A 25,052-nucleotide genomic window follows, 5' to 3' on the forward strand; every position below is an offset into this window, starting at 1 on the left:
CTCTTGGCATTTTGCCACTAGACTTATTTAAAATCTGTAATTTTTTCTGCCTCAATACGAACAGAGTCGAAACCTGGTTCTTTGGCTTTTCCAATTGAAACCATCAGAACGGGAATATAACGGTCTGGATCTAGGTCAAAAGTTGCCACCATCTCCTCAGGGTCAAAACCGGACATCGGGTTGGTATCATAGCCGTGAGAACGGGCTACCAACATCAACTGCATAGCAGCTAGACTAGCATCCATTTTCACGACTTCTCTCATCGTGGCTGGCGACAAGGCATCATACATGTTCTTAATAGCTGGCACCTGATAATCTCGTACTTCTTGAGGAATCTTGCCTTCAGTCACAGCACGATCGTAGATAGCTTCTGTGTGTTCCTGCGGCTGCATATCTGCAAAGATTAAAACGACAGCTGAAGCAGTGTCTACTTGCTTGGTGTTAAAACGTACCATAGGACGCAACTTGGCCTTAGCAGCCTCGCTTTCCACAACTACAAACCGCCAAGGCTGTAAATTGACAGAAGATGGAGCTGTGATTGCTTTGTTCAGCATGTCGAGCATTTCTTCCTGGTCGATTGTCACCGTTTCATCATAAACTTTGACCGAACGGCGACCAAACATAATCTCATTAAAATCATTCGTTTGCATACTGATTTATCCCCCCTTACGATAGTGCTGTTATGACATTAGAAAGTAGGGCGTAGGTCGTTGCAGGAAAGGCAAAAATCATACGATTTAAGTCTTTTGCGGTTAACTTCTGATTGATAATCAAAGTCAGCAAGTTTACCATCTCTCCTGCTTCATGTCCCAACAAAGCTGCCCCTTTCAAGGTTTTATCCTTACCAACAATCAGCGTAAAACGAGCCTCCGCTTCTAACTTCGTTTGGAATTTCAATCGTTGACCAAAAGGAACATCGATAATCTGATACTGTTCAGGATTGGTCTCGGCTTCTTCCACAGTGACACCGACTTGTGCCAGACGCGGCAGAGTGAAAACAACGTTTGGAACAACTGGATAGTCAATTGGATCTGGATTTCCCAAAATATGCTCTGCAATGTAGCTAGACTCAAAGCTGGCAGTCGGTGTTAAGCGAGGAATGGTTTTTGAAACCACATCTCCAGATGCGTAGATATTGGATAAAGATGTCTGCATAAACTCATTTACCTTGATACCTGTTCGGTCAAAATCCACTCCCACAGTTTCCAAGCCAAGACCTTCTACGTTTGACACGCGGCCTGTCGCATCAATAATCGTATCTGTCTCGATTTCTAATCCTTGAGACGTCTTGACAAGAAGGCCACTTGCAGTTTTTTCAGCGGAAGAAACGGCTTGGTTAAAATGGAACTGGACGCCATCGGCTGTCATTTTTTCAACCACAGTGGCTACCATTTTTTCAGGATAGGCTGCTAAAGCACGATCTGCAAACTCAATGATGTGAACTTCTGAGCCCAGTAGCGAAGCCATTGTCGCAAATTCTAGTGAAATGATACCAGCACCGATAAAGACCAGTCTCTCAGGCATATGGTCCATATCAAGAAAGGCACGGCTATCTTGGAACCATTCATTACCAGGAACATTGAGGCGTGCTGGACGTTGACCTGTTCCGATGACGACATAGTCTGTCGAAATTTCCTTGTCATCAACCAAGACAGTATGAGCATCTTTTAACTGTCCGTGACCTTTTAAGACGTCAATCGATAGATGGGCAAACATGCCTTCTAGCATAGGAGAGTAGGTCGGGATTTCCTCTTTTTTGTAAGCCATGAGCTTCTCCCAAGAAATCTTACCTGTTTTGGCAATCCCTGCCTTTTCATACCGAGCCAAGCCGTCCATAAATTCAAACGGACTTTCTAGCAAAAACTTGGCATTACAACCGTAGTTTGTGCAGGTTCCAGCTATAATATCTTTTTCTACAATGGCAACTTTTTTACCTGCTTTTGCTAAATCAACTGCAGCATGCCAGTTGGCATGACCAGAGCCGATAAAAGTAACATCGTATTGGTACATTATTTCTCTCCTTCTTTTGCTAACACAGCAACGACCATCTGACCCAGGGCACGAGCAGATTGAGGATTTTGACCTGTCAAGACACGACTATCTTGGCGAACTACCGGTGTAAAGGCTGTTCCAATCTCAACCTTAGCTCCTTTTTCAAGAAGAGCAGTTTCCGTTAAAAATGGTACTAAATCGGTAGTCCCGTTTAGTTCTTCTTCTTGATTGGTAAAACCAGTAATAACTTTCCCTTCAATCAAGGGCTGACCTGCCTCATCTTTAATAGGCAAGAGTCCTGCCACACCGTGACAAACTGCTGTTACAAGGCCTCCGTTTTGGTAAATCTGGCTGGCCAGCTCTGCTATTTCCACTGACTGTGGAAAATCCCACATAACGCCATGACCACCTGTATAATAAATCAAGTCATAGTCAGTCGCTGTAACTTGCTCTGGTCGAAGCGTTTGACCTAGAGCACGATTACGAAAGTCTGCGTCATTATAGTAAGTACGATCCACAGCATCTAACATGGTGAGGCTATGTGGGTCTAGTGGAACATAACCACCCTTTGGACTAACAAAATCCGCCTCATATCCTGCCTTGACCAACTCATCATAAAACTGAGTCAATTCACTGAGCCAGAGGCCTGTCAGACGTTCATGCTCACCATACTGTTGGACATTTGTTAAGACAATCAATACTTTTTTCATTTTTTCACCTTTTATTCAATCGCGTGAGACTATTTTTTGATATGTGTATAGTCTATGCTTATTCATTTGATTTGTCAAGACAAAAGAATTTTGATAAGATATTTTTATCGCAAACGATTAGAAAGACGAGAAACCATGTCCGATTATCATTTTTCAAAACAGCTCTGCCATTCCTTCTACCAAGTCAATAAACTCTTTAATCAATTTTACTTGAAAAATCTCAAGGAATTTGACTTGACCTATACCCAATATCTCGTACTTGTTGTTCTGTGGGAAAACTCTCCCCTATCCCTCAAGGAAATTGGTAAAAAGCTAGACCTTTCCAGCAACACCTTGACCCCTCTTGTCAAACGCCTAGAAGAAAAAGGCTTTATCCGCCGCATGATTCCTAAAGAAGATAAGCGACAACTCCTCATCTACCTTACCGCAGAGGGTCAAAAACTCCAAGTAAGCCTTGAAGATAAACTGCTTTCTTGTTTTCGTCAACTTGACGGCTTGACCAAGGAAAAAAAACAAGCCTATATCCAGTCTAATCAAGAGCTCATCAACAGCTTACAAGACTATTTAAACTGATAGCCAATCCACTCCTGCTTTTTTACAGAAGCGGTTTTTTATCGCAAAAAAGCCAGAACAGCTGTCCTGACTTAGTCTGTTATATCAACATTTTTTATGCGAGGAACTAGAAACCTCTGGAGCTTTACTCTTCAAACTCATCTAGCCCATCGAAGGCTCCGCTTGCCTTCAACTGCTCCAAATCTTCTAAGGACAGACTGGCATCCGACCTATCAACTGCCCGTGTGACTTCTTCATGGTAGCGACGAGCCATCTTCTCAACAAAATCACGAGGATAAGGGTAACGATTGGTCGCAACCCACTTTTCCAACCAAACCGTTAATTCCTCAAGAGGTTTGTCCTGTTGGAAGAGAAAATACTGCATGATGTCACTGGCCTGCTCATCATCCAAACCCAGATGATACACATACCAGCTAATCGGGGCAAATTGTGGATTTTGCCTTTCTAGTTCAGCATATATATCCAAAACCAATTGTTCCAATTGAAACAGTTTCACACGCAGGTCCTGATTATGTTGCATAGCCAGTCATCTCCCATTCTTTATGTTTATCTTTCATCAGTATAGCCTATGTACATCAAAAACAACAAGATATTTTCAAAAGACATCTTCAATCGTTCGTTTTTTGACCAAAAAAGCCAGAACAGCTATCCTGACTTTCATTATCTTATAACTTCTTCTTCAATTCTGCCACCCTCATCATGACTTCCATCGGGGTCATATTGTAGATGTCCAGTTTTGCCAGTTCATCGAGGACTGGGTGAGAAGGCGTATCTGCGAAGAGGTCGATTTGACCAGACGGCTCTTCCACTACTGTCGGAACTGGGTGAGTTGGTGCAGTAGGGGCTTGGTTTTCAAGCGTCTGCAAAATCCTGTCCGCCCGCTCCAATAACTCCTCTGGCATTCCAGCAATCTTAGCCACGTGAATCCCGTAGGACTTGTCAGCTGGGCCTTGTGCAATCTTGTGGAGGAAGGTGACTTGGCCGTCCTTCTCCAAGGTCGATACATGGACATTCTCTAAGTGTTCCAAGGTCTGACTAAGGTCTGTCAACTCATGGTAGTGGGTGGCAAAGAGAGTCTTGGCTCCAATCTTGTCGTGAATGTACTCGATGATAGACTGGGCCAGAGCCATACCGTCATAGGTGGCCGTTCCCCGTCCAAGTTCGTCAAAGAGAATGAGCGACCGATCTGTCGCCAGACGGACCGCCTTGTTGGCCTCCATCATCTCGACCATGAAGGTCGATTGACCGCTGACCAAGTCGTCTGCCGCCCCAATTCGGGTGAAAATAGCATCGAAAATCGGTAATTCAGCCTGATCCGCAGGCACATAGGAACCCATCTGCGCCAGAATGACGATAACCGCCAACTGCCGCATATAGGTAGACTTACCACTCATGTTTGGACCAGTAATCAGTTGCATATGCGTATCGGTATTCAAGTGAATAGAGTTGGGAATGTAGGTCTGCTTGCCCATGACCTTCTCCACCACCGCATGACGTCCACGGTCAATGGTCAGTTCTCTTTGATCTGTAAAGCGTGGACAAACCCAGTGCTGCTGCTCTGCCACAACTGCAAAGGCCTGCAAAACATCGATGGTTGCAATGGTTCGAGCTAGCTTCTGCAAGCGACCGATATACTTCTCAACCTCTTGGCGAATCCGCATGAAAATCTCGTACTCCAAGTTAGACGACTTATCACGCGCCTCCAACATCTGCCCTTCAATTTTAGCCAATTCTTCCGTTCCATAGCGCTCCGAGTTTTTCAAGGTCGCCTTGCGGAAGAAATGCCCTGGTACATTGCCCAGATTGGAATTGGTCACATGGAAATAGTAACCATCTTTTTTATTGTAATCAATCTTGAGATTGTTGATACCAGACGCTTCACGCTCCTTGGCCTCAATCTCCGCAATCCAACCCGCACCCTCACGCATGACCAGACGGTACTGATCCAGCGTTTCGTCAAAGCCCGTACGGATGATATTTCCATCTGTGATAGTCCCTTGGGCTTCTGGGTCAATAGCAGAGCTGATCAGAGCATGCAGTTCTGGGATTGGGTCCAATCCAGCTACCAGATTGCCTAGAGCAGGCTCATTGATTTGTAGCAAGATATTCTTGATTGCTGGGATATTTCCCAAAGTCTGGGAGAGCTGCAAGAGATCCTTGGGCATGGTTTTTCCAAAAGACACCCGACTGGCCAAGCGTTCGATGTCATAGACACCTTTCAAGGCTTCTACCAAGTCACTCCGTTCAAAGAAGTAATCCAGAAAAACCTGAACGACAGCCTGACGATTCTCAATCCGCTTAAGATCAATCAAGGGACGATCAATCCATGTCCGCAATAGTCGCATACCCATGGCTGTCTTGGTTTCGTCTAGCAACCAGTACAAACTACCATGCTTCTTGCCTGTCCGACCGTTTTCAAGCAGGTCCAGACTGGACTTGGTTGCATAGTCCATTTGCAGATAGTCCTTGATTTCATAGTGAACCACCTTTTGCAAGTGGCTCAAATCCCGCATCTGAGTCCGATGTAGGTAGCTGAGGAGTTTACCTGCCGCAGCCGTTTCCAAGTCTGTCAAGGAGTTGTCAATCAGCTGGACATCTTCCGTCACCTCATCCTCAAAAGAGAGTAGGAGGTTCATCTGGTTCGAAAAGACCTGCTCTTCTTCCTCAGATAAAGTATAGCCGATGACTAATTCCCGCGCCCGTAAATTACGAATTTCACCGCAGAGGCTGGTAAAATCATCCAAACTAGTCACGAAAAACTGCCCCGTTGACACATCCATGTAAGAAAGAGCAAATTGTACGCCCTGACGGTCAATCGCAACCAAATAGTTACTGTCTGCTCCCATTTTGGACGAGTCTGTTACCGTACCAGGAGTAATGACCTGTACTACTTCCCGCTTGACCACACCGACTGCCTGCTTGGGATCCTCCATCTGCTCGGCAATCGCTACCTTGTGTCCCAACTCTACCAGAGTATCAATGTACTGCTGGGCTGCGTGATAGGGAACGCCTGCCATGGGAATAGGATTTTCCGCATTTTTGTTCCGACTGGTCAAGGACAATTCCAAAATCTGTGCCGCTTCTACCGCATCTTCATAAAATAATTCATAAAAGTCTCCCATACGGAAAAGCAAAAAAGCATCTGGATACTGTGCTTTTATATCCAGATACTGCTGCATTCCCGGAGAAATTTTTTCTGTTGCCATCATCTCTCCTTGTTCTAATTCAAATAGTAGTTAATCTCCGCTTCAACTTGCTGAGCCGCTACATCATCTCGACAAATAACTAAAAGTGTATTAGCTCCCGCCAGCGTTCCCAAAATAGTCTCTGGCTTTTCTGCATCAATGATATTGGCCATCAAGGCCGCTTCTCCCAGTTCTGAATGAAGGACCAGAATAAAACTAGCCCTATCTACTTTATACGCATATTGTGCCAATAATTGGATAAAATTCACGCGCTCTTCTTCGATAGCTAAGGAATAAAATGAACGCCCATTTTCATGAATTTTTATCACTCCCAACTCACGTAAATCACGAGACAAGGTTGTCTGGGTTACCACTACCCCTCGAGCCTCTAAACCTTGCTGAATATCCGTTTGTCGCCCTATTTTTTCTTGACGAATCATGGACTTTATTAAATCATGTCGTCCTGCTTTATTCATCATTTTACCTCAAAATGTATATTTATAGAAATATTATAACACTTTTCCCCGCTATTAGCCTAGAAATGTGTTAAAATAGAATCAATAACTTTGGAGGAAATCCTATATGAATCAAAAACAAGTGATTGCAGAAAGATTGGCTGCCATCCTTCCGAGTTTGGAAGTGGAAGCTATCTACAATCTGCTAGAAAAACCAAAATCATCAGAAATGGGCGATATTGCCTTCCCAGCCTTCTCACTTGCTAAAGTGGAACGCAAGGCTCCACAGGCTATCGCAGCGGACATCGTTGAAAAACTCGATACAACTGGCTTTGAGAAGGTTGTAGCTACCGGTCCTTACGTCAACTTCTTCTTGGATAAGGCTGCTATCTCCCACCAAGTCTTGACAGATGTTATTACTGAAAAAGACCAATACGGTAAACTCAACATTGGTCAAGGACGCAATGTAACCATCGACATGTCTAGCCCAAACATTGCTAAACCATTCTCAGTTGGACATTTGCGTTCAACCGTTATCGGTGATGCCCTTGCTAACATCCACGAAAAGCTTGGCTACAAGCCAATCCGCATCAACCACTTGGGTGACTGGGGTAAACAATTTGGTATGTTGATTGTTGCCTACAAACTTTGGGGTGACAAGGCTGCGGTCGAAGCCGACCCAATCTCAGAACTCCTCAAACTCTATGTTCGTATCAATGCTGAGGCGGAAGAGAAGCCTGAGTTGGACGAAGAAGCACGTCAATGGTTCAAAAAATTGGAAGATGGCGATCCAGAAGCACACGAGCTATGGCAATGGTTCCGTGATGAAAGCTTGGTCGAATTCAACCGCATCTACGACAAACTCGGCGTAACATTCGACAGCTATAATGGCGAAGCTTTCTACAACGATAAGATGGACGAAGGTATCCAAATCTTAGAAGAAAAAGGACTTCTTCAAGAATCTAAAGGTGCGAGAATCGTTGACCTTGAAAGCTACAATCTTCCACCAGCCCTCATCATGAAAACAGACGGTGCAACACTTTACATCACACGTGACATGGCAACAGCTATGTACCGCAAACGCACTTACGACTTTGTGAAAAGCATCTACGTCGTTGGCCAGGAGCAAATCAACCACTTCAAACAACTCAAGGCTGTCTTGAAAGAAATGGATTTCGACTGGAGCGACGATATGACCCATGTCACCTTCGGTCTGGTTACCAAGGACAAGAAAAAGCTATCCACTCGTAAAGGAAATATCATCCTACTCGAGCCAACTCTAGATGAAGCTATTTCACGCGCCCTTACTCAAATCGAAGCTAAAAACCCTGACCTTGAAAACAAGGAAGAAGTGGCGCACGCAGTTGGTGTCGGCGCTGTTAAGTTCTACGACCTCAAGACCGACCGTGACAACGGCTACGACTTCGACTTGGAAGCTATGGTTTCCTTCGAAGGCGAAACAGGTCCTTATGTACAATACGCATACGCCCGCATCCAGTCTATCCTGCGCAAAGCCAACTTTGTACCAAGCGCAGAAAATGACTACAAACTGGCTGATGCAGAAAGCTGGGACATCATCAAGCACATCCAAAACTTCTCAAACGTTGTAGAACGTGCTGGCGACAAATTTGACCCATCCCTCATTGCTAAATATGCTATCAACCTAGCTCAAGCCTTCAACAAGTACTACGCACACACGCGTATCTTGGATGAAAGCCCAGAGCGTGATAGCCGTCTAGCACTTGCCTACGCAACAGGACTTGTCCTCAAAGAAGCTCTACGTCTTCTCGGCGTAAAAGCACCAGAAAAAATGTAATCAAAGCCTTCGGCCATCAGCCGAGGCTTTTTTTCTACCACATTGCCTACTCTCGTTTCAGATTCCTTATCACAACAACTCCTTATCCCAAATGAAAATCAAAAAGATTCATTTCAATTACGAATATATAGATGGGAGGTACACGTGATACCTCTACATCTACTACACAAGGAGAAATAATGAAAACATTCTTGAGAAGAAAAGGAATCGCCTGTCAGCTTCTAGCCGCCATTTTCATTGTCGGTATCAATTTACAATCCCCACCGTCAGCCTCAGCCAATGCAAGAGGAGATGACTATCCCTACACAGTAGTTGATGCAGTCGATCCATGGAGACTCTACACACGCCAGTGCACCTCCTTTGTAGCCTTTCGCCTCAGTAAAGTCAACGGTTTTGAAATTCCGGCAGCTTACGGTAATGCAGATGCTTGGGGACATAGAGCTCGACGAGAGGGTTACCGAGTGGATATGAACCCTGCCATAGGAGCAGTGGCTTGGTGGACCTCTCCTATGCACGTTGCCTGGGTATCTAGCATCCAAGGTGACATGGTCGAAATCGAAGAATACAACTACGGTACTCGATACACCTACAATCGCCGTCTGATCCATAAGAACTCTGTCAGTGGCTATATTCACTTCAAGGACCTAGCTGGCTCTCCTGTCAGTCAGACCAGTCCTGCACCTACTCAGACGCACACATCTGGCTTAGCAAACAGTGGTACCTATACCTTTACCCAGCAAGCACCAATTAAAAATGAAGCCAAACAATCTAGCACAACCTTGGATTACTATTATGCTGGTGAGAGCGTACGCTACGATCGAGTTCTAACAGCTGACGGCTACCAGTGGATTAGCTATGTCAGCTATAGTGGTCAAAGACGCTACATTCCTATCAAACAGGTACAGTCCTCCCCTGCACCACAGCAGCCAATTGTATCAACTCCTACAAAACCTCAAGGAACAATCCACATTACAAATATCAATCAAGCAGAGGGTAGTTTTGAAGTTATCGTCACCAATGTAAAATCTCCCAAGACTATCAAATCAGTATCTATTCCAATTTGGTCAGATAATAATGGGCAAGATGATATCATCTGGTATCCTGCTCAGCGACAAAGCGATGGCAGCTACAAGGTAAACGTTCAAGCAAGTAAACATAAAAATGACCGAGGACTCTACCACATCCATGTCTATTACACAGATTCCTCAAACAAACTCGAATTCATTACTGGAACTACAACTCAACTAACAGCAATATCTCAACAAACCAATCAAACAAACAGTAATTTACCAGCATCGGGTACCTATTATTTCAAGAGCAAAGCCATTGTCCGCAATAGCCCTAGTCAGTCCGCCAGTGAAATCACCTACTACGGTGCTGGTTCTTCTGTCCGCTATGACCGAGTTGTCACATCCGAAGGACGCCAGTGGATCAGCTATGTCAGCTATTCAGGAGCCCGTCGCTACATCGCCATCCCATAAAACAAAAGAAACTGCAGGTTCACTATGCACCATGCAGTTTTTTATATGATTAAATATCAGTAGAATTGATAGCTGTGCTCGGTTTTTCTTTCGGTTTACGCAGATGGAAGAAAATAGTTACCCCAAAATAGATAGCAAATAGGACAACTCGAATAATATAATTCATCATTGCCCGCGCCTCTACTGACTGACGCATAACTGAATCCGTATAAATTTGACCCAACCCTTTCTCACCAATAAAAGCGTAGGTCGAAAATAGGAGAGTTACAAAAAGATAACCTAGGTAGGTATAAGAAGCCTGCTCATTTTTCTTGAGGAAAAGCAACACAATCGTCGCAATCACAGCAAGTAATAACACAACTGCAAATGCCTTATTGACAAGATTCGTCTGGAAATTGATAGATTCTCTCATGTAGGTAAAATATGCCTCATCAATCCCCTCAACATTAAAATTCTGCAACAATTGACGCACAACTGCCTCATCGTACTTCGCAAAAAATATATTAAAGCCACGCAATACGCTCGCAATAGATGACAGCACAACAAAAATATACAAATGAATTGGTCTTTTCATATAAGCACCTCCTAATTTTAGTCTTATTCTACTCCAAAAACCATGCTTTGTCAATGTGATTGTGTGAACAAGTTGATAAATGTATATTAAAATGCTATAATAAAGAAAAGTAGCAAGGAGGAAAACTCATGAAGAAATTGCCTACCTATATCGGAGTGATTATTTTTGTAGTGACTCTACTGATTAACTGGTTATTGCCAAGTCTTGCCAAAGTGCTGAATACATTTTTCATTTGGACTATCGTAGCCTACCTGCTCTACACCATCTACTACTGGATTAGCTACTGGCTCTATGTCCGTAAACAGAAGAAATAAGAATAATCTCCTCTAAGTTCGACCTAGAGGAGATTATTCTTATTTAGAGGTAAGATTTTGGAAAAAGTCAAATTGGCGGTAGGTTTGATTTTCCGGTAAGGTCAAATCTACATCGTCTTCCACATCTGCCACGGTTAATTCGACATCCAAGGGCAAATCCTTCAGTCTATAACGTCTGATTACGTGCCCCTCTGCACTGACAAAGTCCAGCAAATACCCATTTACCCGAACTTGATACAACATTAAGTTATCCGTCAAATTTTCAATGACCAGCATATCCATCTTTCGCCGTCCGATCGTATAGTCTGGATTGCGATAATACCTAAATTTATTATCCATGTCCAATCTCCTTCATATCAATTACCACATCTGCCTTTTCCCAAATAGCAGGATTGTGGGTCGCAATGACAATCACACGCTTGTCATTTTTTAATTCTGTCAAAAGCTGCATGACCTCTTCAGAATTTTTAGGGTCAAGTGCAGCGGTTGGTTCATCCGCTAAAATCAAGGGAGGATTTTTTAAAATCAATTTGGCTAGGGCAACCCTCTGCGCCTCGCCACCTGATAGAGTATAGACAGGTTTATTCATATCTAAATAGCCTAGATTGACCTGTTCCATAGCCACCAACTGCCTTTGCAGGCGCTCAACTTTTGACAACTTCTGCCCAACAAATCCCAAGTCCAAATTCTCTCTGATGGACTGATTTTCCAACAAGCCAAAATGTTGAAACAGATAGCCCATCTCCTGCCGAAAGAAAACCTGCGAAGATAAGGTGGACAAATCCTGTCCCTGATACATAATCCGCCCACCATCAGTAGCTTCCAGCTTGGCTAGCATATTCAACAAGGTCGTCTTGCCACTACCACTTTTACCAATCAAGGCATATATTTTCCCTTTTTCAAGTTTCATATTCAAATCTGAAAAAATCACCCGTTGTTCAAAACTCTTTTTCAATCCCTGAATCTCAATCATCTTATTGTCCTTTCAATACTGCGACATTGGCAGTTTGTTCTTTTTTATCTTGCAGTTTCAATATCACCGTGGCATTGACAGCAAGCAAACCCACTGCCAAACTGCTCATAACAAGATCGCTTGCCAACCAAACTGATGCAAGCAAGCCTACTAGGAATACCCCTAGTTGTCCCAAGAGATACTGTCCATGAAGCTCACAGAAGGTCATTCCTGCCAAGCGCTTGATAAAGATTTCCCGTCTGAATTGCTCAAAATAGAGTAAGTTCATGGCATCAAAGAGCAAAATAGCCGTTGCTAAAGTTAAGACAGTGCCAATGAGTAACGAATAAAACTCTGTCCGCTTGGTGTTCAAGACACCGACAAAAGTCAAGCGATGATTGACCAGATATGACACCCAGTTATACACACCTTGTTCCTTCATGGCTTCAATCGTAGCCTGATAATCCTTAAACTTCATCCCCACATCAACACTGGTTCCCCAGAACATATCTGAAATCGGTGTTACACCAGTGGACTCAGGGGTCAAGACAACTATAATCGGATCTGTCAGATACTGAAGCTGGCTACGCTCACCATCATTATAGAGGAAGCGATGGTGACCGCTATCTGTATAAGTCAGACTGACCTTGGTTTCAAATAACTGCTGGCTACTTATTTCCAAGCTTTCACGAGAAAATCCTTCTAATTCTGCCTGAAACATCTCCTCTACTTGCTTCGCTTGATGTCGCAAGCTCTCTGGCAAAACCAAGCCATATTCCCCTAAAGTCAAGTGATTCATCTTCTCCAAGAATGCGGTATCCACTGCCACCTTCTGCTCGGTCAGATATGCTGGCGTTACATAGAGGACATTGCCACGAGGGCTATAATCCGTCAGGCGATTGCCCTCTGGGTCCACCTCGCTACCAAAGAGATACTGGTCTACATTGCTTTTGACAAATAGAGCCGACCCAGATTCTAGCTGTCCCTTGGCAAACTCCCGCCACTTTTTATTCTGCTGGGCGACTTCCTCTTCAGACATCATAGCAGAGCTGTAACTAAAAACAGATTTGTAATAGTCATCTCTCAATGCCCATTCTTCCTGTGCCTGTTCAAGCAAGCGGATTTCCTGATAGCCCTGCAATAGACGGCTAGAGCTAAAACCTACTACCAAAATAGCCAGAAGTTGCCCAACCATCATCATAGCCAACATCCGTTTGAGAGGCAGTTTTCCCTTGAGCAAATCAACCAAACTATTTTGCCTCAACCCTAGGAAATACACTAGGCTAAGTAGGACAGAAATGCTAGTAAGAGCCAGTGCATAGAGGAAAAGCCCCAGGAAAAAGACCTGCAAGATGGATAGTAAAAATCCAGCTTGAAGATAGAGAATAAGAAGTCCGATTATAGCCCCCACCGATGTAGCCATCGCAATCTGACGAATATCCTCCCATAAAGGACGAGCCACCACCTGTAAGAAACTTTCACCTGAAATCAGACGAATTCCTGCAAATCGTAAGGTCTTAATCCGATAGATTAAGGTGAGAGCCATGAAGGTCAAGAGAAAGACAAAGAAACTCAGCATGGCTACTTCTGAAACGACTGTGGATAGGAAGATGCTAAAAAGAGAATAGCCATGATGGACCATGCCACTGTAACCCAGTGATTCCAAACTTTCTTTCAAGACTTGGTTGTCCAAATCTCCTGAAACAATCAGATAAGAACTAACCAAGTCGCTGGTTTCAGCACTTTCCTTGGAGGAAACGGTCAAACCTTCTGGAACCTGTCCGCTACCATAGATGGTGTAGGTAAAACTGGTTTCACCAGAAGCGTTAGGCTCGACAATCCGTCTAGCAATCACACTCTTATGTTCATCTGCCAAGTCGGTCAAGACCTCTGTCACCTGGTCACGATTGGCTGTCTGTCTATTGGTATCTTTCCCGACGATATCCACTGCCTGATAAGAACCAAACTCTACAAGACTAACCTGACCAGCCAAAGAAATACCCAGGTAAATCGCTACCAATACGGTCGACACTAGAATAAATAAACGTTTCATCGTCTCCTCCAATCCAAGAATAGATTGATAACATTCCTATAACAACCATTGTATCCAATAATAACAAAGCCAGCCATCGCTCTACCTTACAAAGAAATGACAATCTTGTAAGATTCCAGCAAAATGTACTGTGTTAATAGTTGTAATAGAAAGCTGCTTTCTCTCCCCGTTTTGCACTAATCCATGCACGAGAGGTCTGTCCTGCCTGTGCAGACCCTTTACTTGAGGCTCCAGTCCATCGACTTACCACTGTTAAACTATGGTAGCGACTGCTGTGATAATAGTTTGAATAGGCACCACCATTTGCTGCTCCATACGTCTAATCTCCTTCTATGTCTTATCTGTTCTTCCCAAAAACACATAGGATAGACCAATAATAAGTCCAGCCCAGACCAGAATAACAGGAATTCCCATGCCCCAGCTCAATGTATGGTTTTCAATGCTTTTTTGGAAGACACCTGTTGCAATTTCAAAACTTCTCATATAGGTCGTCGGGAGCAGATGGGCAATTTTGAAGAGAGGATTGAGCAGACTTGGTAGCCAGACCAACGCAAACAAGCTAACTGTCGACAAAAAGAGGGCTGTCATCCGATTTTTAGTCACCAAGCTGATTAGATAGACCAGACTACTGATAAAGACAAGGGAGAGGATTTGGAGAAGCAAACTTGGCAGAAGGACCGAACCAATCGTCACAAAGGAAAGCTGGAAATGATCCAAACTGTAAGAAAGAGTTGGGTACTGAAGACTTCCAAAACCAAAGGCCAAACCTGCGGCTAGAAAGGAGACTATAGAAACTAAACCAAACAGCAAGAGAGAGAAACCAAAACCAACTCCTAATTCCTGCACCAAACGCTGTCCTCGAGACAGGGGCAACATCCGATACTTGTCCAGCTTTCCTGCGTAGGCACCCCCATAGACATTGGTTAAGACAAAGGCGATTCCAACAGGAAGGAGGGCAGGGAAGATGTAGGTAAACAAGGACGGGAGAAATTGAAAGGCTGTATGTGGGAAATAGGTATCCTCAAAAGGTAGGTCAATCTCAGAAAGAGCCGTATAATAAGCAAGCTCCCTATCCAAAGCCTCCAAAACATCCTTTTCAGGACTATGAGCTTCCAAGGAAGCCTTGGCAGATGACAGATATTCTAGCTGAAAATCATAGACTTGGTCCCACCGACCAGCTGTAAAAGCCTTTAGAAATTCCTCATCAGAAGCAATAATCGCTTGCCCATCTTCTATACTTTTTGAAATATAAACATATTCCTCAGATTCTGGATCCAGATTCTCCAAACGAGCCTTGTTTTCTTCGATAGCTTGGGCATTGGTCAATTGATTCTGCCGAATTTGTACCCCAAGATTATTGGCTTGTGAGGCCTGATGATTGAGGAACAAGGTTCCCAAACAAGCAAGTAACAATAGTACTAGAGGTACATAGGTCAACTTGTTTTTTACTAATTGAGCAAATAGAAATTTCTTGTAAGTCATCAGTCCACCTCCTGCATGGTTTCATTGACCAGTTTCAAGGTCACATGGCAATATTCTTCAATGTCCTCTTTATAATGAGAGGTCAGGATAATCATTTTGTCCTCTTGGCAAAGTTGGTGCAAGGCTTTAAAGAACAGTTTTCGACTCGCTTCATCCAAACCATTGGTAATCTCATCCATCAACAGATAGGTCGCGTCGCTGACCATATACATGGCAATCAAGACCCGCTGTTTCATCCCCAGCGAATACTGGCGAATAGGTAGGTGGACATAGTCCTCCATTTCCCAATAGGAAATAACCGCATCAATATCCACCGAAGACTGCCAAGTTTGTTTGACAAATCGTAAATAGTCCAGACCAGAAAGATTTCCCTCAAACCATTCGCTCGTTTCATAGTAAAACAAGTCCCTATTTGGATGACCAGCAGTGCAAGACCAACTAGACTGACCAGTCATAGGAGCTAGCAAACCTGCCACCGTTCTGAAAAATGTTGTCTTTCCAGAACCGTTGGTAGCTACAATGCCGTACAAGTTCCCCTTATGGAATTGATAGGAAAAATTCGTCAAAACAGGATGCCGTGTCGCAATGGTCATGTTTTTAATCTCTAAAGTCATTATCCTCACCTCTCATAAAAAGTGCAGGAGAGATTTTCTCTCCTGCCGAAAATCTTAGTATCCACCTGAATAGTAGTTAATGTGTTGATACCTTGTGTAGTTCCAACCTTGACTGACAAAGATACGGCTAGAACCAGCGTAACGTGACCAGTTTGGAATGTTTACATATTGATAACCATGATAATTACTTCCACCACCAGTATACTTGTTTACATCATAGCGATACGATTTTACAACTGTAACAGCAGATGCTGACGGAGCTACTGCAATACCAGCGACAACAGCACCAAGTGCCAACCATTTACCAATTTTTTTCATTTTAATTTTCTCCTTTTGTTTTTTCTGTTTTATTGTTTATTTTTAGGTCTAATTCCTTTCACGGAATATACACCTTTTCAAAAATACATCTCATTTTCTATCCTCTCTTTATCCACCAACCTGAAATATCCAAAATTTTGAAATAGCCAAACATACTTTCTTAACTCCTTTAATTTTATTTACATTATGAGTATATCTACTTTCTACAAAATCACCAATGACAGCAATGTCATCGAAAATAGTCTAAAACTCGTAAAAAGGCATTCAAGAGATAGAAAAAGACCTAAAAGACGAACTATCATATCTTTTAGGTCTTTCAGCGATGACATTCATGTCACCGATAAATTATAGTTACAAATATTCTTTCAAATCTTCTTGCCATTGCTTTTCTAACATGGTTACCAAATGTGTATCTTCAATCATATCAGCAAATAGTTTTGCTTTTTGATAGCACCCTTCTGCCAAACTATACTTATTCTCCACAACAAGAGCATGTTTCCAATGCAACATAAGTAAAATTGGTTTCTTTTGGAAATCCTGTGTCTTCTCCATTATTTCTTGAAGACAAGCAATATAAAGGTCAAAAAACTCATAGGACCCCAGCATATCCAAACAAGCCAGACCTGAAAAAATAACATTACTCAGAAGAAATAATTGCTCTGGCTGAACAAGATTGACATGCTTTATTAAACGCGATAAGAATGATTGCAACTTGCCAATTTCTGATAACTGATTTTTCTTATTTTTTATATGTGCAAATACACTGACGAAATACAGACTAATCAGTTCTAAATCCTTCAACGAAAAGACTTCTTTTTCCTCAAGTTCAGGTAAATACGTTTCTAATAAGGCTACTGCATATTCTGGATGTTGTGTGCGAATAACATCCAGAATCGCTCTTGACGTTTCAACCCACACCGTTTCCTCCGGTGGTAATTGTTCACAATACAGTACTTCTATTTCATCAAGGTATTGTTCCTTTTTATCCAACACCTCCACCTTATTATATATCGGCTCCCGCAGCAACTTGTACTTGAGTTCCAAATAACCTTGTGGTAGTTCCTTATAGTCTGGCATCAGGCTATAGGCTGGAATGCCTAAACGCTGGGAAATGTACTCTAGCTTTGGAATAGAAGGCTGCGATTGACCACTTTCTATCCGAGCTAATTGGCGTACCGTCAACTCGGATTCATCTCCACAAAAATCTGGGCGACTCAGTCCCTTTTCTAATCGTAAGCGTTCGATTTTTTGTCCCAAATCCATACCAGTCCCCCCCACTGCACCTATTTATCCTTACCTAAACAGTATACCACATCTTGCAAGCCTTTACAAAAAACACCAGCCTAGGCTGATGTTTCTGTTCCTTCTTGTTCTTTCGCTTTGACAATGGCATTCTCACGGCGGTAGGTCACTGTCAAATCAAGCAAGTCCGCCTCAATGGCAGGGGTGAGCTGATCAGCAGTCATCCTCCAAGTCCAGTTACCACCAAGTGTATTTGGCAAGTTCATGCGAGCCGAACCATCCAAACCAAGTAGGTCCTGCATAGTAGCCACCGCCATAAAGGCAGGTGAACCAAAGAGCAGGCGGAAAAGAGCATGACTGACCGTTTCGCCCTCACGACGATTGCTGTACTTATCTAAGAATGCACGCGATTCTTTCGTTGTTTCATTTTCGTACCAGCCAAGAATCGTATCATTGTCATGGGTTCCCGTATATGCCACCACATTATTAGGATGGTTATGCGGCATTTCAATGCTGTCGCCCTCAGGGTCAAAGGCAAACTGCAAAACTTTCATACCAGGAAAACCTGTCGTATCACGCAATTGGATGACCTTGTCTGTCACAGAGCCCAAATCCTCAGCTATGATATTTAAGTCTCCGAGTTCACGTTTGATTGTATCAAATAATTCAAAACCTGGTGCTTCCACACGGTAGCCATTGACCGCTGTTTCTTCACCCGCTGGAATTTCCCAGAAAGAGGCAAAGCCGATAAAGTGGTCGATACGTACCATATCGTATATCTTAAAGGATTCACGTAAACGAGCAACCCACCAAGTAAATCCGTCATGCTTCATCACTTCCCAATCATAAATCGGATTGCCCCAAAGCTGACCAATTTCCGAAAAGGCATCTGGTGGGCATCCTGCAACCACACTCGGTTTGCCTTCTTCATCCGTTTTAAAGAAATGTGGATTAGCCCACATATCGGCAGAATCAGCCGCGATATAAATTGGCATATCCCCAACAAACTCAACACCTTTGGCATTGGCGTAAGCCTTTAAAGCCTTCCATTGTGAAAAGAATAAATATTGTGTAATGCGGTGATAATCAATTCGATCTGCCAACAAGTGACGATAATATTCCAAGGTATCGTGGTAACGTAAGCGCGCCCCTTGATCTTCCCACTCTGTCCAAGGTTTGAGATCAAAATGCTCTTTTATAGCCATATACTCCGCAAAGGTATGAATCCAAAAGTCATTCTCCCCTAAGAACATCCAGTAATCTTCCGGCAAGCCTTGTGCCTTCATGTTGGCAACTGCCTTCTCCAGTAATGGACGGCGAGCATAAAAAATGGCTGCGTAATCTACCTCTGTAGGATTCTGCCCAAAGTCAACACCGTGTAAATCCTCTGCTGCCAGCCAGCCTTTATCAATCAATATATCGAAATCAATAAAATGGGTATTCCCTGCAAAAGCTGAAAATGACTGGTAAGGAGAATCTCCATAACTGGTTGTTCCCAAAGGTAAGATTTGCCAATAGCGTTGCTTAGTTCTTACCAAAAAATCAACAAATTCATAGGCCGATTGTCCCATGGAACCAATTCCATATTTTCCTGGTAATGATGAAATGTGCATCAGCACACCACTCTGTCTTACTTTCATAAGCTCTCCTATCTAATCCGCTTACACGACGCAAACGTTTTCTCTTTTTCATTATATACTGAAAACGGTAACAAATCAAGGGATTTTCCTTTAATTCTGTTCGTTCCTATACCATTTCATATTTCTCTTCATTATATATACAAAAAAATTCTTATGTTTTTTAAAACTCAAAAAAATTTTTAAATTTTTTTTATAAAAACGCTTGCAAACGGATTCAATCTGGTGTATAATGAAGTCAACTTAGGAAAACGTTTGCGCTATGCGGACGTCACACAAAACTATTTATCTTCGGAGGGAAGAAAATGAAACACAATCTCCTTAAGAGCGTTGCTCTTCTTGCTGCATCAACTGCTGTTTTAGCTGCTTGCTCAAACTCAGGTTCATCAACAGAGGCATCTAAGTCTGCTGAAGGTAGCAAAGAATTGACTGTCTACGTTGACCCAGGTTATGAAACTTACATCAATGATGTCAAAGCTGACTTCGAAAAAGAAAATGGTGTGACTGTTACAGTTAAAACTGGTGATGCTTTGACTGGTTTGGATAACTTGTCATTGGACAACCAATCTGGTTCAGCTCCAGACGTTATGATGGCACCATACGACCGTGTAGGTAGCCTTGGTTCTGAAGGTCAATTATCTGAATTGACACTTGCAGATGATAGCAAAGCAGATGACACAACAACTGCTCTTGTAACAAACGGTGGTAAAGTTTACGGTTCACCAGCAGTTATCGAAACACTTGTTCTTTACTACAACAAAGACTTGTTGACTGAAGCACCAAAAACATTTGCTGAATTGGAAACACTTGCTAAAGATAGCAAATACGCCTTCGAAGGAGAAGCTGGTAAAACAACTGCCTTCCTTGCTGACTGGACAAACTTCTACTACACTTACGGACTTCTAGCTGGTTACGGTGGCTACGTATTTGGCGAAAACGGTACTGATCCAAAAGACATCGGACTTGCTAATGAAGGTGCCATCAAAGCGATTGAATACGCTAAAACTTGGTATGAAAAATGGCCTCAAGGTCTCCAAGACAGGACAGCTGCTAACAACTTGATCAATACGCAATTTACTGAAGGTAAAGCAGCTGCTATTATCGAAGGACCTTGGAAAGCAGCTTCATATAAAGAAGCTGGCGTAAACTACGGTGTAGCAACAATCCCAACTCTTCCAAATGGCGATAACTACGAAACATTTGGTGGTGGTAAAGCGTGGGTTGTTCCTGCAGGCGCTAAAAACCAAGAAATGGCTCAAAAATTTGTTAACTTCTTGACTGCTACAGACCAACAAAAAGCACTTTACGATGCTACAAACGAAGTTCCTGCTAACACAGAAGCACGTGAATATACTGTATCTAAAAACGATGAATTGACAACTGCAGTTATCAACCAGTTCGCTTCAGCTCAACCAATGCCAAACATCTCTGAAATGGGTTCAGTTTGGGAACCAGCTGCTAACATGCTCTTCGAAGCAGCAAGTGGTGCTAAAGACGCTAAAACTGCTGCAACAGACGCTGTGAAAGCTATTGCAGACGAAATTGCTCAAAAACACAGCAACTAGTCAAGTTTAAAGTTGGACTGGGAGTTCCTCCCAGTCTACTTTATTACTTAACGATAAACTGAATAGATAAAATCGACCATCTATTCAGAAGCTATATAAGGAGACTATGACTATGAAACAAAATCCAGGTAAGGCACTCCTTTTGTCCCTGATCCCTGGTCTCGGACAAATCTACAATAAACAAAAAGCCAAAGGATACATCTTTTTGGGTGTTACCCTTGCCTTCCTTGTTTATTTTATTGCAATTGCAGCTGGTGAATTAGGCAACTTGATTACCCTCGGTAGTGTTCGTGGACAAGATAATTCACTATTCATGCTGATTCGTGGTTCTTTCCATTTGATTATCACGGTTGTCTATCTCGCTTTCTATGCACTCAACCTAAAAGATGCACGTGATACTGCGAAACGATGGAATTCAGGGATGCCAGTAGCTACCACATTAAAAGAAATGGTAAAAGGTATCTATGAGAATGGTTTCCCATATCTCTTGATTATCCCATCATATATTGCGATGACCTTTGCTATCATCTTCCCAGTTGTCGTTACATTGTTTATCGCCTTTACAAACTACGACTTCAAACACCTGCCACCAGGTGCCTTGTTGGATTGGATTGGTATTACCAACTTTACAAACATCTGGAAACTAAGCACATTCCGTACAGCATTTGGCTCTGTACTTGGCTGGACAATTATCTGGGCACTCTGCGCTTCAACAGCTCAAATTGTTATCGGTATCTTGACAGCCATCATCGCAAATCAACCATTCATCAAAGGAAAACGTATCTTCGGTGTTATCTTCTTGCTCCCATGGGCTGTTCCTGCCTTCGTAACTATCTTGACTTTTAGTAACATGTTCAACGATAGTGTCGGCGCTATTAACACACAGGTATTGCCATTCTTGAGCAAATTCCTACCATTCATCGATAATTTCCTTATCCCTTGGAAGACCGACCCATTCTGGACTAAAGTTGCCCTCATTATGATGCAGGCTTGGCTTGGGTTCCCTTATATCTATGTTTTGACCTTGGGTATTTTACAATCCATTCCAAACGACTTGTATGAAGCTGCTTACATTGATGGTGCAAGTGCCATTCAAAAATTCCGTAACATCACCCTTCCGATGATTTTAGCAGTAGCAGCTCCAACACTAATCAGTCAATACACCTTCAACTTCAACAACTTCTCTATCATCTACCTCTTCAACAATGGTGGTCCTGGTAGCGTCGGTGGTGGAGCAGGTTCAACTGACATCTTGATTTCATGGATTTATAAATTAACCACAGGTACATCACCTCAATACTCAATGGCGGCAGCAGTTACATTGATTATCTCAATGATTGTCATCAGTATTTCCATGATTGCCTTCAAAAAACTAAATGCTTTTGAAATGGAGGATGTATAAGATGAAAGTATCTGTAAAAACTAGACGCATACTCAATCAGACCTTAACCTATCTCTATCTGATTGTTCTGTCTGTTATCATCATCTATCCTCTCTTGATTACAATCATGTCCGCCTTCAAGTCTGGTAACGTGGTTGCCTTCAAATTGGATAGCAATATCAACTTTACACTAGACAATTTCAGCAAGCTCTTTAGCGAGACTCTATACGGAACCTGGTACCTCAATACGCTTATCATTGCTCTCTTGACAATGGTTATTCAAACAAGTATAGTGGTACTAGCGGGTTACGCTTATAGTCGCTATAACTTCATCGCTCGTAAGCAGAGTTTGGTCTTCTTCTTGATTATCCAAATGGTACCAACCATGGCTGCTCTTACCGCCTTCTTCGTTATGGCCCTCATGCTCAATGCGCTCAACCAAAGCTGGTTCCTCATCTTCCTTTATGTCGGTGGTGGTATCCCAATGAACGCTTGGCTCATGAAAGGCTACTTCGATACGGTGCCAATCTCACTTGATGAATCTGCAAAACTAGACGGCGCTGGTCACTTCAGACGTTTCTGGCAAATCGTCCTCCCACTCGTTCGTCCAATGATTGCTGTACAAGCGCTCTGGGCCTTCATGGGACCTTTTGGAGATTACATTCTATCCAAATTCTTGCTTCGTGAAAAAGAATTCTATACTGTAGCTGTCGGACTTCAAACCTTCATCAGTGATGTGAAAAATATGAAGATTGCCTACTTTGCGGCAGGTGCCATTCTTATTGCCCTCCCTATCAGTATCCTATTCTTCTTCCTACAAAAGAACTTTGTATCTGGTTTAACAAGCGGTGGCGACAAGGGATAACCCTGTCCCACCTTTTCCCTTTTCAGGGGAAACATTGATATTTATGAAAGGTCCAACGAATGCTCCCATATCCTTTTTCCTATTTTTCTAGTATCTTCTCTCCAAGAAATATGTTTGCCAATCGTAGACTAATGAACCTTTGGCAACGGTTGTTTACAACGCTTTTTTTAGTGGCGCTCTTGCTCATTCCGAGCTCCCTACAGACTGTCAATCTCGAAACCTATCCTTTAGAAAATTTCGTAGAAGGTATCTATTCACCTCTGACAGATCAGGTCGTAGATGACCTCCGTCAACATGCAGTCATCGAAAACAACCACCTAACCTATACTGGAAATACTAACTGGGAGCAAGTGACATTTGGTGATACCGTTAGCTCTAGTTCTGACTTTACTTATCAATTCGCCAATCAGTCTCTGACTATTCGTAAAGGAAGTGATATTCTAAGCGAATTGACTTATGAAGGTTTGAATACTGACGATTTTGCTAGTAAGGAGACATTAACTGCAGCCATCTCTAAAAAATGGTATCAAGCCAACCGAGCAGCTGTCGGACTGTCCATCACTCTTATTTCAACCTTTATTTTAACAACAAACCTACTCTTCATCCTACTAGGAGCCAGCTTCTTCCTCTTTTTGACTAAAAAGTCTCGTTTCTTCCATTTTGAAACGTTTGCAGAGTGCTATAATTTTGCTATCAACTGTCTGGGCCTACCTACTCTTATAGCCTGTCTAATTGGACTATTTGGTCAACCTGTGACTACCCTTCTAACCATACAAAATATCCTATTTGTACTATGCTTGTTATGGGTATTTTTCAAAACAAAATTCAGAGATGAAATCTAGGAGGTCTATATGCGTGCTACCATCAAAGATGTGGCCAAATTAGCTGGTGTCTCGCCATCTACAGTTACTCGTGTCATTCAAAACAGCTCTGCCATTAGCCAAAAAACGAAAGACTTGGTTAGGAAAGCCATGGCGGATCTCAACTACCATCCAAACCTCAACGCTCGAAGCCTAGTTTCTAGCTATACACAGGTTATCGGACTGGTTTTGCCAGATGACTCGGATGTTTTCTATCAAAACCCCTTCTTCCCTACTGCCTTACGAGGAATTTCTCAAGTTGCAGCAGATCATAATTATGCCATCCAAATCTCCACAGGAAAGAATGAAGAACAGCGTCTAGAAGCGATTTCTCAGATGGTCTACGGCAAACGAGTGGACGGACTCATCTTCCTCTATTCCAAGCCCGACGATCCATTGGTACAATTGGCTATCCAACACAAATTCCCTTTCCTCATTCTTGGTAAGGCGGATTCTCCATTCATATCACTAGTTGATAATGATAATATCCAGGCCGGCTTTGAAGCTACCAACTACTTCATCAATAAAGGTTACAAAAACATTGCCTTCGTCGCTGGTAACAAAGAGTTGGTCGTATCTCAAGACCGTTATACAGGTTACAAGAACGCCCTTAAATCACACAATATTCCCCTGGATGAAAACAAGGTCAAGTTTGTGTCTGGCTTCCTTCTCGAAGACAGTGCCTATAAAATTTCTAAGAAATTACTCAAACAAGACCTGGATGCAATCGTCACAACCGACACTTCCGTTGCCGAAGGTGTTGTCAAATATCTCAACGAAGTCGGAGTCAAACTTCCTATCATTTCTTTCGACTCCGTCAAACCAAAACTAGATATTGTAGCCTACGTTGACGTCCACGCTATTAAACTAGGACGTGTCGCATTCAATACTCTCCACCAAATTATCAATGACAACAAGGAAGACAAGCAAGTCTGCTACCGACGTGTCATTCCACATACCATTACCGAACTCTAACTTAGAAA

The 25,052-nt window shown here is 42.8% G+C and carries 24 protein-coding genes and 1 pseudogene; 9 read left to right on the top strand and 16 right to left on the bottom strand.

Annotated features, from left to right (window positions below):
• Nucleotides 1–23 precede the first annotated feature (23 nt).
• From SST111_RS01030 to SST111_RS01040, 3 genes are read right to left on the bottom strand one after another with little or no spacing between them, the layout of a single operon-like run.
• On the bottom strand, nt 24–650 hold the full coding sequence (locus SST111_RS01030) for a nitroreductase family protein (protein ID WP_099809718.1): 627 nt from the start codon (nt 648–650) through the stop codon (nt 24–26).
• A gap of 16 nt (nt 651–666) precedes the next feature.
• A complete protein-coding gene (locus SST111_RS01035) occupies nt 667–2,010 on the bottom strand; it encodes a dihydrolipoyl dehydrogenase family protein (protein WP_099809719.1) in 1,344 nt (447 codons plus the stop codon).
• Nucleotides 2,010–2,702, bottom strand: coding sequence for a type 1 glutamine amidotransferase domain-containing protein (locus tag SST111_RS01040; protein WP_099809720.1), 693 nt, complete (start codon nt 2,700–2,702; stop codon nt 2,010–2,012). Before SST111_RS01040 ends, SST111_RS01035 begins: the two co-directional genes overlap by 1 nt.
• A gap of 135 nt (nt 2,703–2,837) precedes the next feature.
• On the opposite strand from SST111_RS01040, the gene SST111_RS01045 reads away from it, so the two are divergent.
• Nucleotides 2,838–3,275 (top strand): MarR family winged helix-turn-helix transcriptional regulator, encoded by a 438-nt coding sequence (locus SST111_RS01045; protein WP_099809721.1) that lies wholly within the window; start codon nt 2,838–2,840, stop codon nt 3,273–3,275.
• 124 nt (nt 3,276–3,399) lie between these two features.
• On the opposite strand, the gene SST111_RS01050 is transcribed toward SST111_RS01045, so the two are convergent.
• From SST111_RS01050 to argR, 3 genes are all read right to left on the bottom strand, one after another.
• Complete coding sequence (locus SST111_RS01050) at nt 3,400–3,795, bottom strand: hypothetical protein (RefSeq protein WP_099809722.1); 396 nt, start codon at nt 3,793–3,795, stop codon at nt 3,400–3,402.
• Between the two features lie 145 nt (nt 3,796–3,940).
• Nucleotides 3,941–6,481, bottom strand: coding sequence for a DNA mismatch repair protein MutS (mutS, locus tag SST111_RS01055; RefSeq protein ID WP_099809723.1), 2,541 nt, complete (start codon nt 6,479–6,481; stop codon nt 3,941–3,943).
• A gap of 14 nt (nt 6,482–6,495) precedes the next feature.
• Nucleotides 6,496–6,936 (bottom strand): arginine repressor, encoded by a 441-nt coding sequence (gene argR / locus SST111_RS01060; RefSeq protein ID WP_099809773.1) that lies wholly within the window; start codon nt 6,934–6,936, stop codon nt 6,496–6,498.
• Nucleotides 6,937–7,042: 106 nt separating this feature from the next.
• Here argR and argS point away from each other — a divergent pair, with 106 nt between their 5' ends.
• Together argS and SST111_RS12120 are read left to right on the top strand one after the other, a co-directional pair.
• Nucleotides 7,043–8,731 (top strand): arginine--tRNA ligase, encoded by a 1,689-nt coding sequence (gene argS / locus SST111_RS01065; RefSeq protein ID WP_053863622.1) that lies wholly within the window; start codon nt 7,043–7,045, stop codon nt 8,729–8,731.
• 179 nt (nt 8,732–8,910) lie between these two features.
• Entirely contained in the window at nt 8,911–10,212 is a 1,302-nt protein-coding gene (locus tag SST111_RS12120; protein ID WP_180274009.1) for an SH3 domain-containing protein, read from the top strand.
• 49 nt (nt 10,213–10,261) lie between these two features.
• Here the strand turns inward: SST111_RS12120 and SST111_RS01080 are convergent, their stop codons facing one another.
• The gene (locus SST111_RS01080; RefSeq protein WP_099809724.1) at nt 10,262–10,786 is read right to left on the bottom strand and encodes an ABC transporter permease; all 525 of its coding nucleotides are present in this window, start codon (nt 10,784–10,786) and stop codon (nt 10,262–10,264) included.
• 128 nt (nt 10,787–10,914) lie between these two features.
• On the opposite strand from SST111_RS01080, the gene SST111_RS01085 reads away from it, so the two are divergent.
• The gene (locus SST111_RS01085) at nt 10,915–11,100 is read left to right on the top strand and encodes a hypothetical protein (RefSeq protein WP_099809725.1); all 186 of its coding nucleotides are present in this window, start codon (nt 10,915–10,917) and stop codon (nt 11,098–11,100) included.
• A gap of 39 nt (nt 11,101–11,139) precedes the next feature.
• Here SST111_RS01085 and SST111_RS01090 read toward each other — a convergent pair whose 3' ends face one another.
• From SST111_RS01090 to malQ, 9 genes and pseudogenes are all read right to left on the bottom strand, one after another.
• Nucleotides 11,140–11,439 (bottom strand): hypothetical protein, encoded by a 300-nt coding sequence (locus SST111_RS01090; protein ID WP_099809726.1) that lies wholly within the window; start codon nt 11,437–11,439, stop codon nt 11,140–11,142.
• Nucleotides 11,432–12,073: an ABC transporter ATP-binding protein gene (locus SST111_RS01095; protein ID WP_099809727.1), complete on the bottom strand. Its 642-nt coding sequence runs from the start codon at nt 12,071–12,073 to the stop codon at nt 11,432–11,434. The genes SST111_RS01090 and SST111_RS01095 overlap by 8 nt, the downstream gene beginning before the upstream one ends.
• A gap of 1 nt (nt 12,074) precedes the next feature.
• On the bottom strand, nt 12,075–14,105 hold the full coding sequence (locus tag SST111_RS01100; RefSeq protein WP_099809728.1) for a bacteriocin-associated integral membrane family protein: 2,031 nt from the start codon (nt 14,103–14,105) through the stop codon (nt 12,075–12,077).
• Between the two features lie 133 nt (nt 14,106–14,238).
• A pseudogene (locus SST111_RS01105) lies at nt 14,239–14,424 on the bottom strand (lactococcin 972 family bacteriocin); the annotation flags it as partial.
• 11 nt (nt 14,425–14,435) lie between these two features.
• Nucleotides 14,436–15,587, bottom strand: a complete 1,152-nt coding sequence (locus SST111_RS01110) for a hypothetical protein (RefSeq protein WP_099809729.1) — start codon at nt 15,585–15,587, stop codon at nt 14,436–14,438.
• Nucleotides 15,587–16,201: an ABC transporter ATP-binding protein gene (locus SST111_RS01115; protein ID WP_099809730.1), complete on the bottom strand. Its 615-nt coding sequence runs from the start codon at nt 16,199–16,201 to the stop codon at nt 15,587–15,589. The genes SST111_RS01110 and SST111_RS01115 overlap by 1 nt, the downstream gene beginning before the upstream one ends.
• Before the next feature lie 54 nt (nt 16,202–16,255).
• Nucleotides 16,256–16,519, bottom strand: coding sequence for a hypothetical protein (locus SST111_RS01120; RefSeq protein ID WP_373560736.1), 264 nt, complete (start codon nt 16,517–16,519; stop codon nt 16,256–16,258).
• 351 nt (nt 16,520–16,870) lie between these two features.
• Nucleotides 16,871–17,782 (bottom strand): helix-turn-helix domain-containing protein, encoded by a 912-nt coding sequence (locus tag SST111_RS01125; protein WP_099809731.1) that lies wholly within the window; start codon nt 17,780–17,782, stop codon nt 16,871–16,873.
• Nucleotides 17,783–17,862: 80 nt separating this feature from the next.
• Nucleotides 17,863–19,401, bottom strand: coding sequence for a 4-alpha-glucanotransferase (gene malQ / locus SST111_RS01130; RefSeq protein WP_099809732.1), 1,539 nt, complete (start codon nt 19,399–19,401; stop codon nt 17,863–17,865).
• 302 nt (nt 19,402–19,703) lie between these two features.
• On the opposite strand from malQ, the gene SST111_RS01135 reads away from it, so the two are divergent.
• The 5 genes from SST111_RS01135 (at nt 19,704) to SST111_RS01155 (ending at nt 25,044) form a co-directional block, all read left to right on the top strand.
• On the top strand, nt 19,704–20,963 hold the full coding sequence (locus tag SST111_RS01135) for an extracellular solute-binding protein (RefSeq protein WP_099809733.1): 1,260 nt from the start codon (nt 19,704–19,706) through the stop codon (nt 20,961–20,963).
• Between the two features lie 106 nt (nt 20,964–21,069).
• Nucleotides 21,070–22,365: a sugar ABC transporter permease gene (locus SST111_RS01140; RefSeq protein ID WP_024376014.1), complete on the top strand. Its 1,296-nt coding sequence runs from the start codon at nt 21,070–21,072 to the stop codon at nt 22,363–22,365.
• A gap of 1 nt (nt 22,366) precedes the next feature.
• Nucleotides 22,367–23,209 carry a sugar ABC transporter permease gene (locus SST111_RS01145; protein ID WP_002941891.1) on the top strand — a complete coding sequence of 281 codons (843 nt, stop codon included), beginning with the start codon at nt 22,367–22,369 and terminating at the stop codon, nt 23,207–23,209.
• A 131-nt stretch (nt 23,210–23,340) separates the two neighbouring features.
• Nucleotides 23,341–24,051 carry a hypothetical protein gene (locus SST111_RS01150; protein WP_228477860.1) on the top strand — a complete coding sequence of 237 codons (711 nt, stop codon included), beginning with the start codon at nt 23,341–23,343 and terminating at the stop codon, nt 24,049–24,051.
• A gap of 9 nt (nt 24,052–24,060) precedes the next feature.
• Nucleotides 24,061–25,044 carry a LacI family DNA-binding transcriptional regulator gene (locus tag SST111_RS01155; RefSeq protein WP_099809734.1) on the top strand — a complete coding sequence of 328 codons (984 nt, stop codon included), beginning with the start codon at nt 24,061–24,063 and terminating at the stop codon, nt 25,042–25,044.
• Nucleotides 25,045–25,052: the final 8 nt, after the last annotated feature.

The sequence above is a fragment of the Streptococcus suis YS161 genome, assembly GCF_002760245.1.
Classification (GTDB): domain Bacteria; phylum Bacillota; class Bacilli; order Lactobacillales; family Streptococcaceae; genus Streptococcus; species Streptococcus suis_I.

Bases quoted from the DNA above. Each gene is read 5' to 3' on its own strand.
- SST111_RS01030 (WP_099809718.1), bottom strand. From the start codon at position 650: ATGCAAACGAATGATTTTAATGAGATTATGTTTGGTCGCCGTTCGGTC.
- SST111_RS01035 (WP_099809719.1), bottom strand. From the start codon at position 2,010: ATGTACCAATACGATGTTACTTTTATCGGCTCTGGTCATGCCAACTGG.
- SST111_RS01040 (WP_099809720.1), bottom strand. From the start codon at position 2,702: ATGAAAAAAGTATTGATTGTCTTAACAAATGTCCAACAGTATGGTGAG.
- SST111_RS01045 (WP_099809721.1), top strand. From the start codon at position 2,838: ATGTCCGATTATCATTTTTCAAAACAGCTCTGCCATTCCTTCTACCAA.
- SST111_RS01050 (WP_099809722.1), bottom strand. From the start codon at position 3,795: ATGCAACATAATCAGGACCTGCGTGTGAAACTGTTTCAATTGGAACAA.
- mutS (WP_099809723.1), bottom strand. From the start codon at position 6,481: ATGGCAACAGAAAAAATTTCTCCGGGAATGCAGCAGTATCTGGATATA.
- argR (WP_099809773.1), bottom strand. From the start codon at position 6,936: ATGAATAAAGCAGGACGACATGATTTAATAAAGTCCATGATTCGTCAA.
- argS (WP_053863622.1), top strand. From the start codon at position 7,043: ATGAATCAAAAACAAGTGATTGCAGAAAGATTGGCTGCCATCCTTCCG.
- SST111_RS12120 (WP_180274009.1), top strand. From the start codon at position 8,911: ATGAAAACATTCTTGAGAAGAAAAGGAATCGCCTGTCAGCTTCTAGCC.
- SST111_RS01080 (WP_099809724.1), bottom strand. From the start codon at position 10,786: ATGAAAAGACCAATTCATTTGTATATTTTTGTTGTGCTGTCATCTATT.
- SST111_RS01085 (WP_099809725.1), top strand. From the start codon at position 10,915: ATGAAGAAATTGCCTACCTATATCGGAGTGATTATTTTTGTAGTGACT.
- SST111_RS01090 (WP_099809726.1), bottom strand. From the start codon at position 11,439: ATGGATAATAAATTTAGGTATTATCGCAATCCAGACTATACGATCGGA.
- SST111_RS01095 (WP_099809727.1), bottom strand. From the start codon at position 12,073: ATGATTGAGATTCAGGGATTGAAAAAGAGTTTTGAACAACGGGTGATT.
- SST111_RS01100 (WP_099809728.1), bottom strand. From the start codon at position 14,105: ATGAAACGTTTATTTATTCTAGTGTCGACCGTATTGGTAGCGATTTAC.
- SST111_RS01110 (WP_099809729.1), bottom strand. From the start codon at position 15,587: ATGACTTACAAGAAATTTCTATTTGCTCAATTAGTAAAAAACAAGTTG.
- SST111_RS01115 (WP_099809730.1), bottom strand. From the start codon at position 16,201: ATGACTTTAGAGATTAAAAACATGACCATTGCGACACGGCATCCTGTT.
- SST111_RS01120 (WP_373560736.1), bottom strand. From the start codon at position 16,519: ATGAAAAAAATTGGTAAATGGTTGGCACTTGGTGCTGTTGTCGCTGGT.
- SST111_RS01125 (WP_099809731.1), bottom strand. From the start codon at position 17,782: ATGGATTTGGGACAAAAAATCGAACGCTTACGATTAGAAAAGGGACTG.
- malQ (WP_099809732.1), bottom strand. From the start codon at position 19,401: ATGAAAGTAAGACAGAGTGGTGTGCTGATGCACATTTCATCATTACCA.
- SST111_RS01135 (WP_099809733.1), top strand. From the start codon at position 19,704: ATGAAACACAATCTCCTTAAGAGCGTTGCTCTTCTTGCTGCATCAACT.
- SST111_RS01140 (WP_024376014.1), top strand. From the start codon at position 21,070: ATGACTATGAAACAAAATCCAGGTAAGGCACTCCTTTTGTCCCTGATC.
- SST111_RS01145 (WP_002941891.1), top strand. From the start codon at position 22,367: ATGAAAGTATCTGTAAAAACTAGACGCATACTCAATCAGACCTTAACC.
- SST111_RS01150 (WP_228477860.1), top strand. From the start codon at position 23,341: ATGAACCTTTGGCAACGGTTGTTTACAACGCTTTTTTTAGTGGCGCTC.
- SST111_RS01155 (WP_099809734.1), top strand. From the start codon at position 24,061: ATGCGTGCTACCATCAAAGATGTGGCCAAATTAGCTGGTGTCTCGCCA.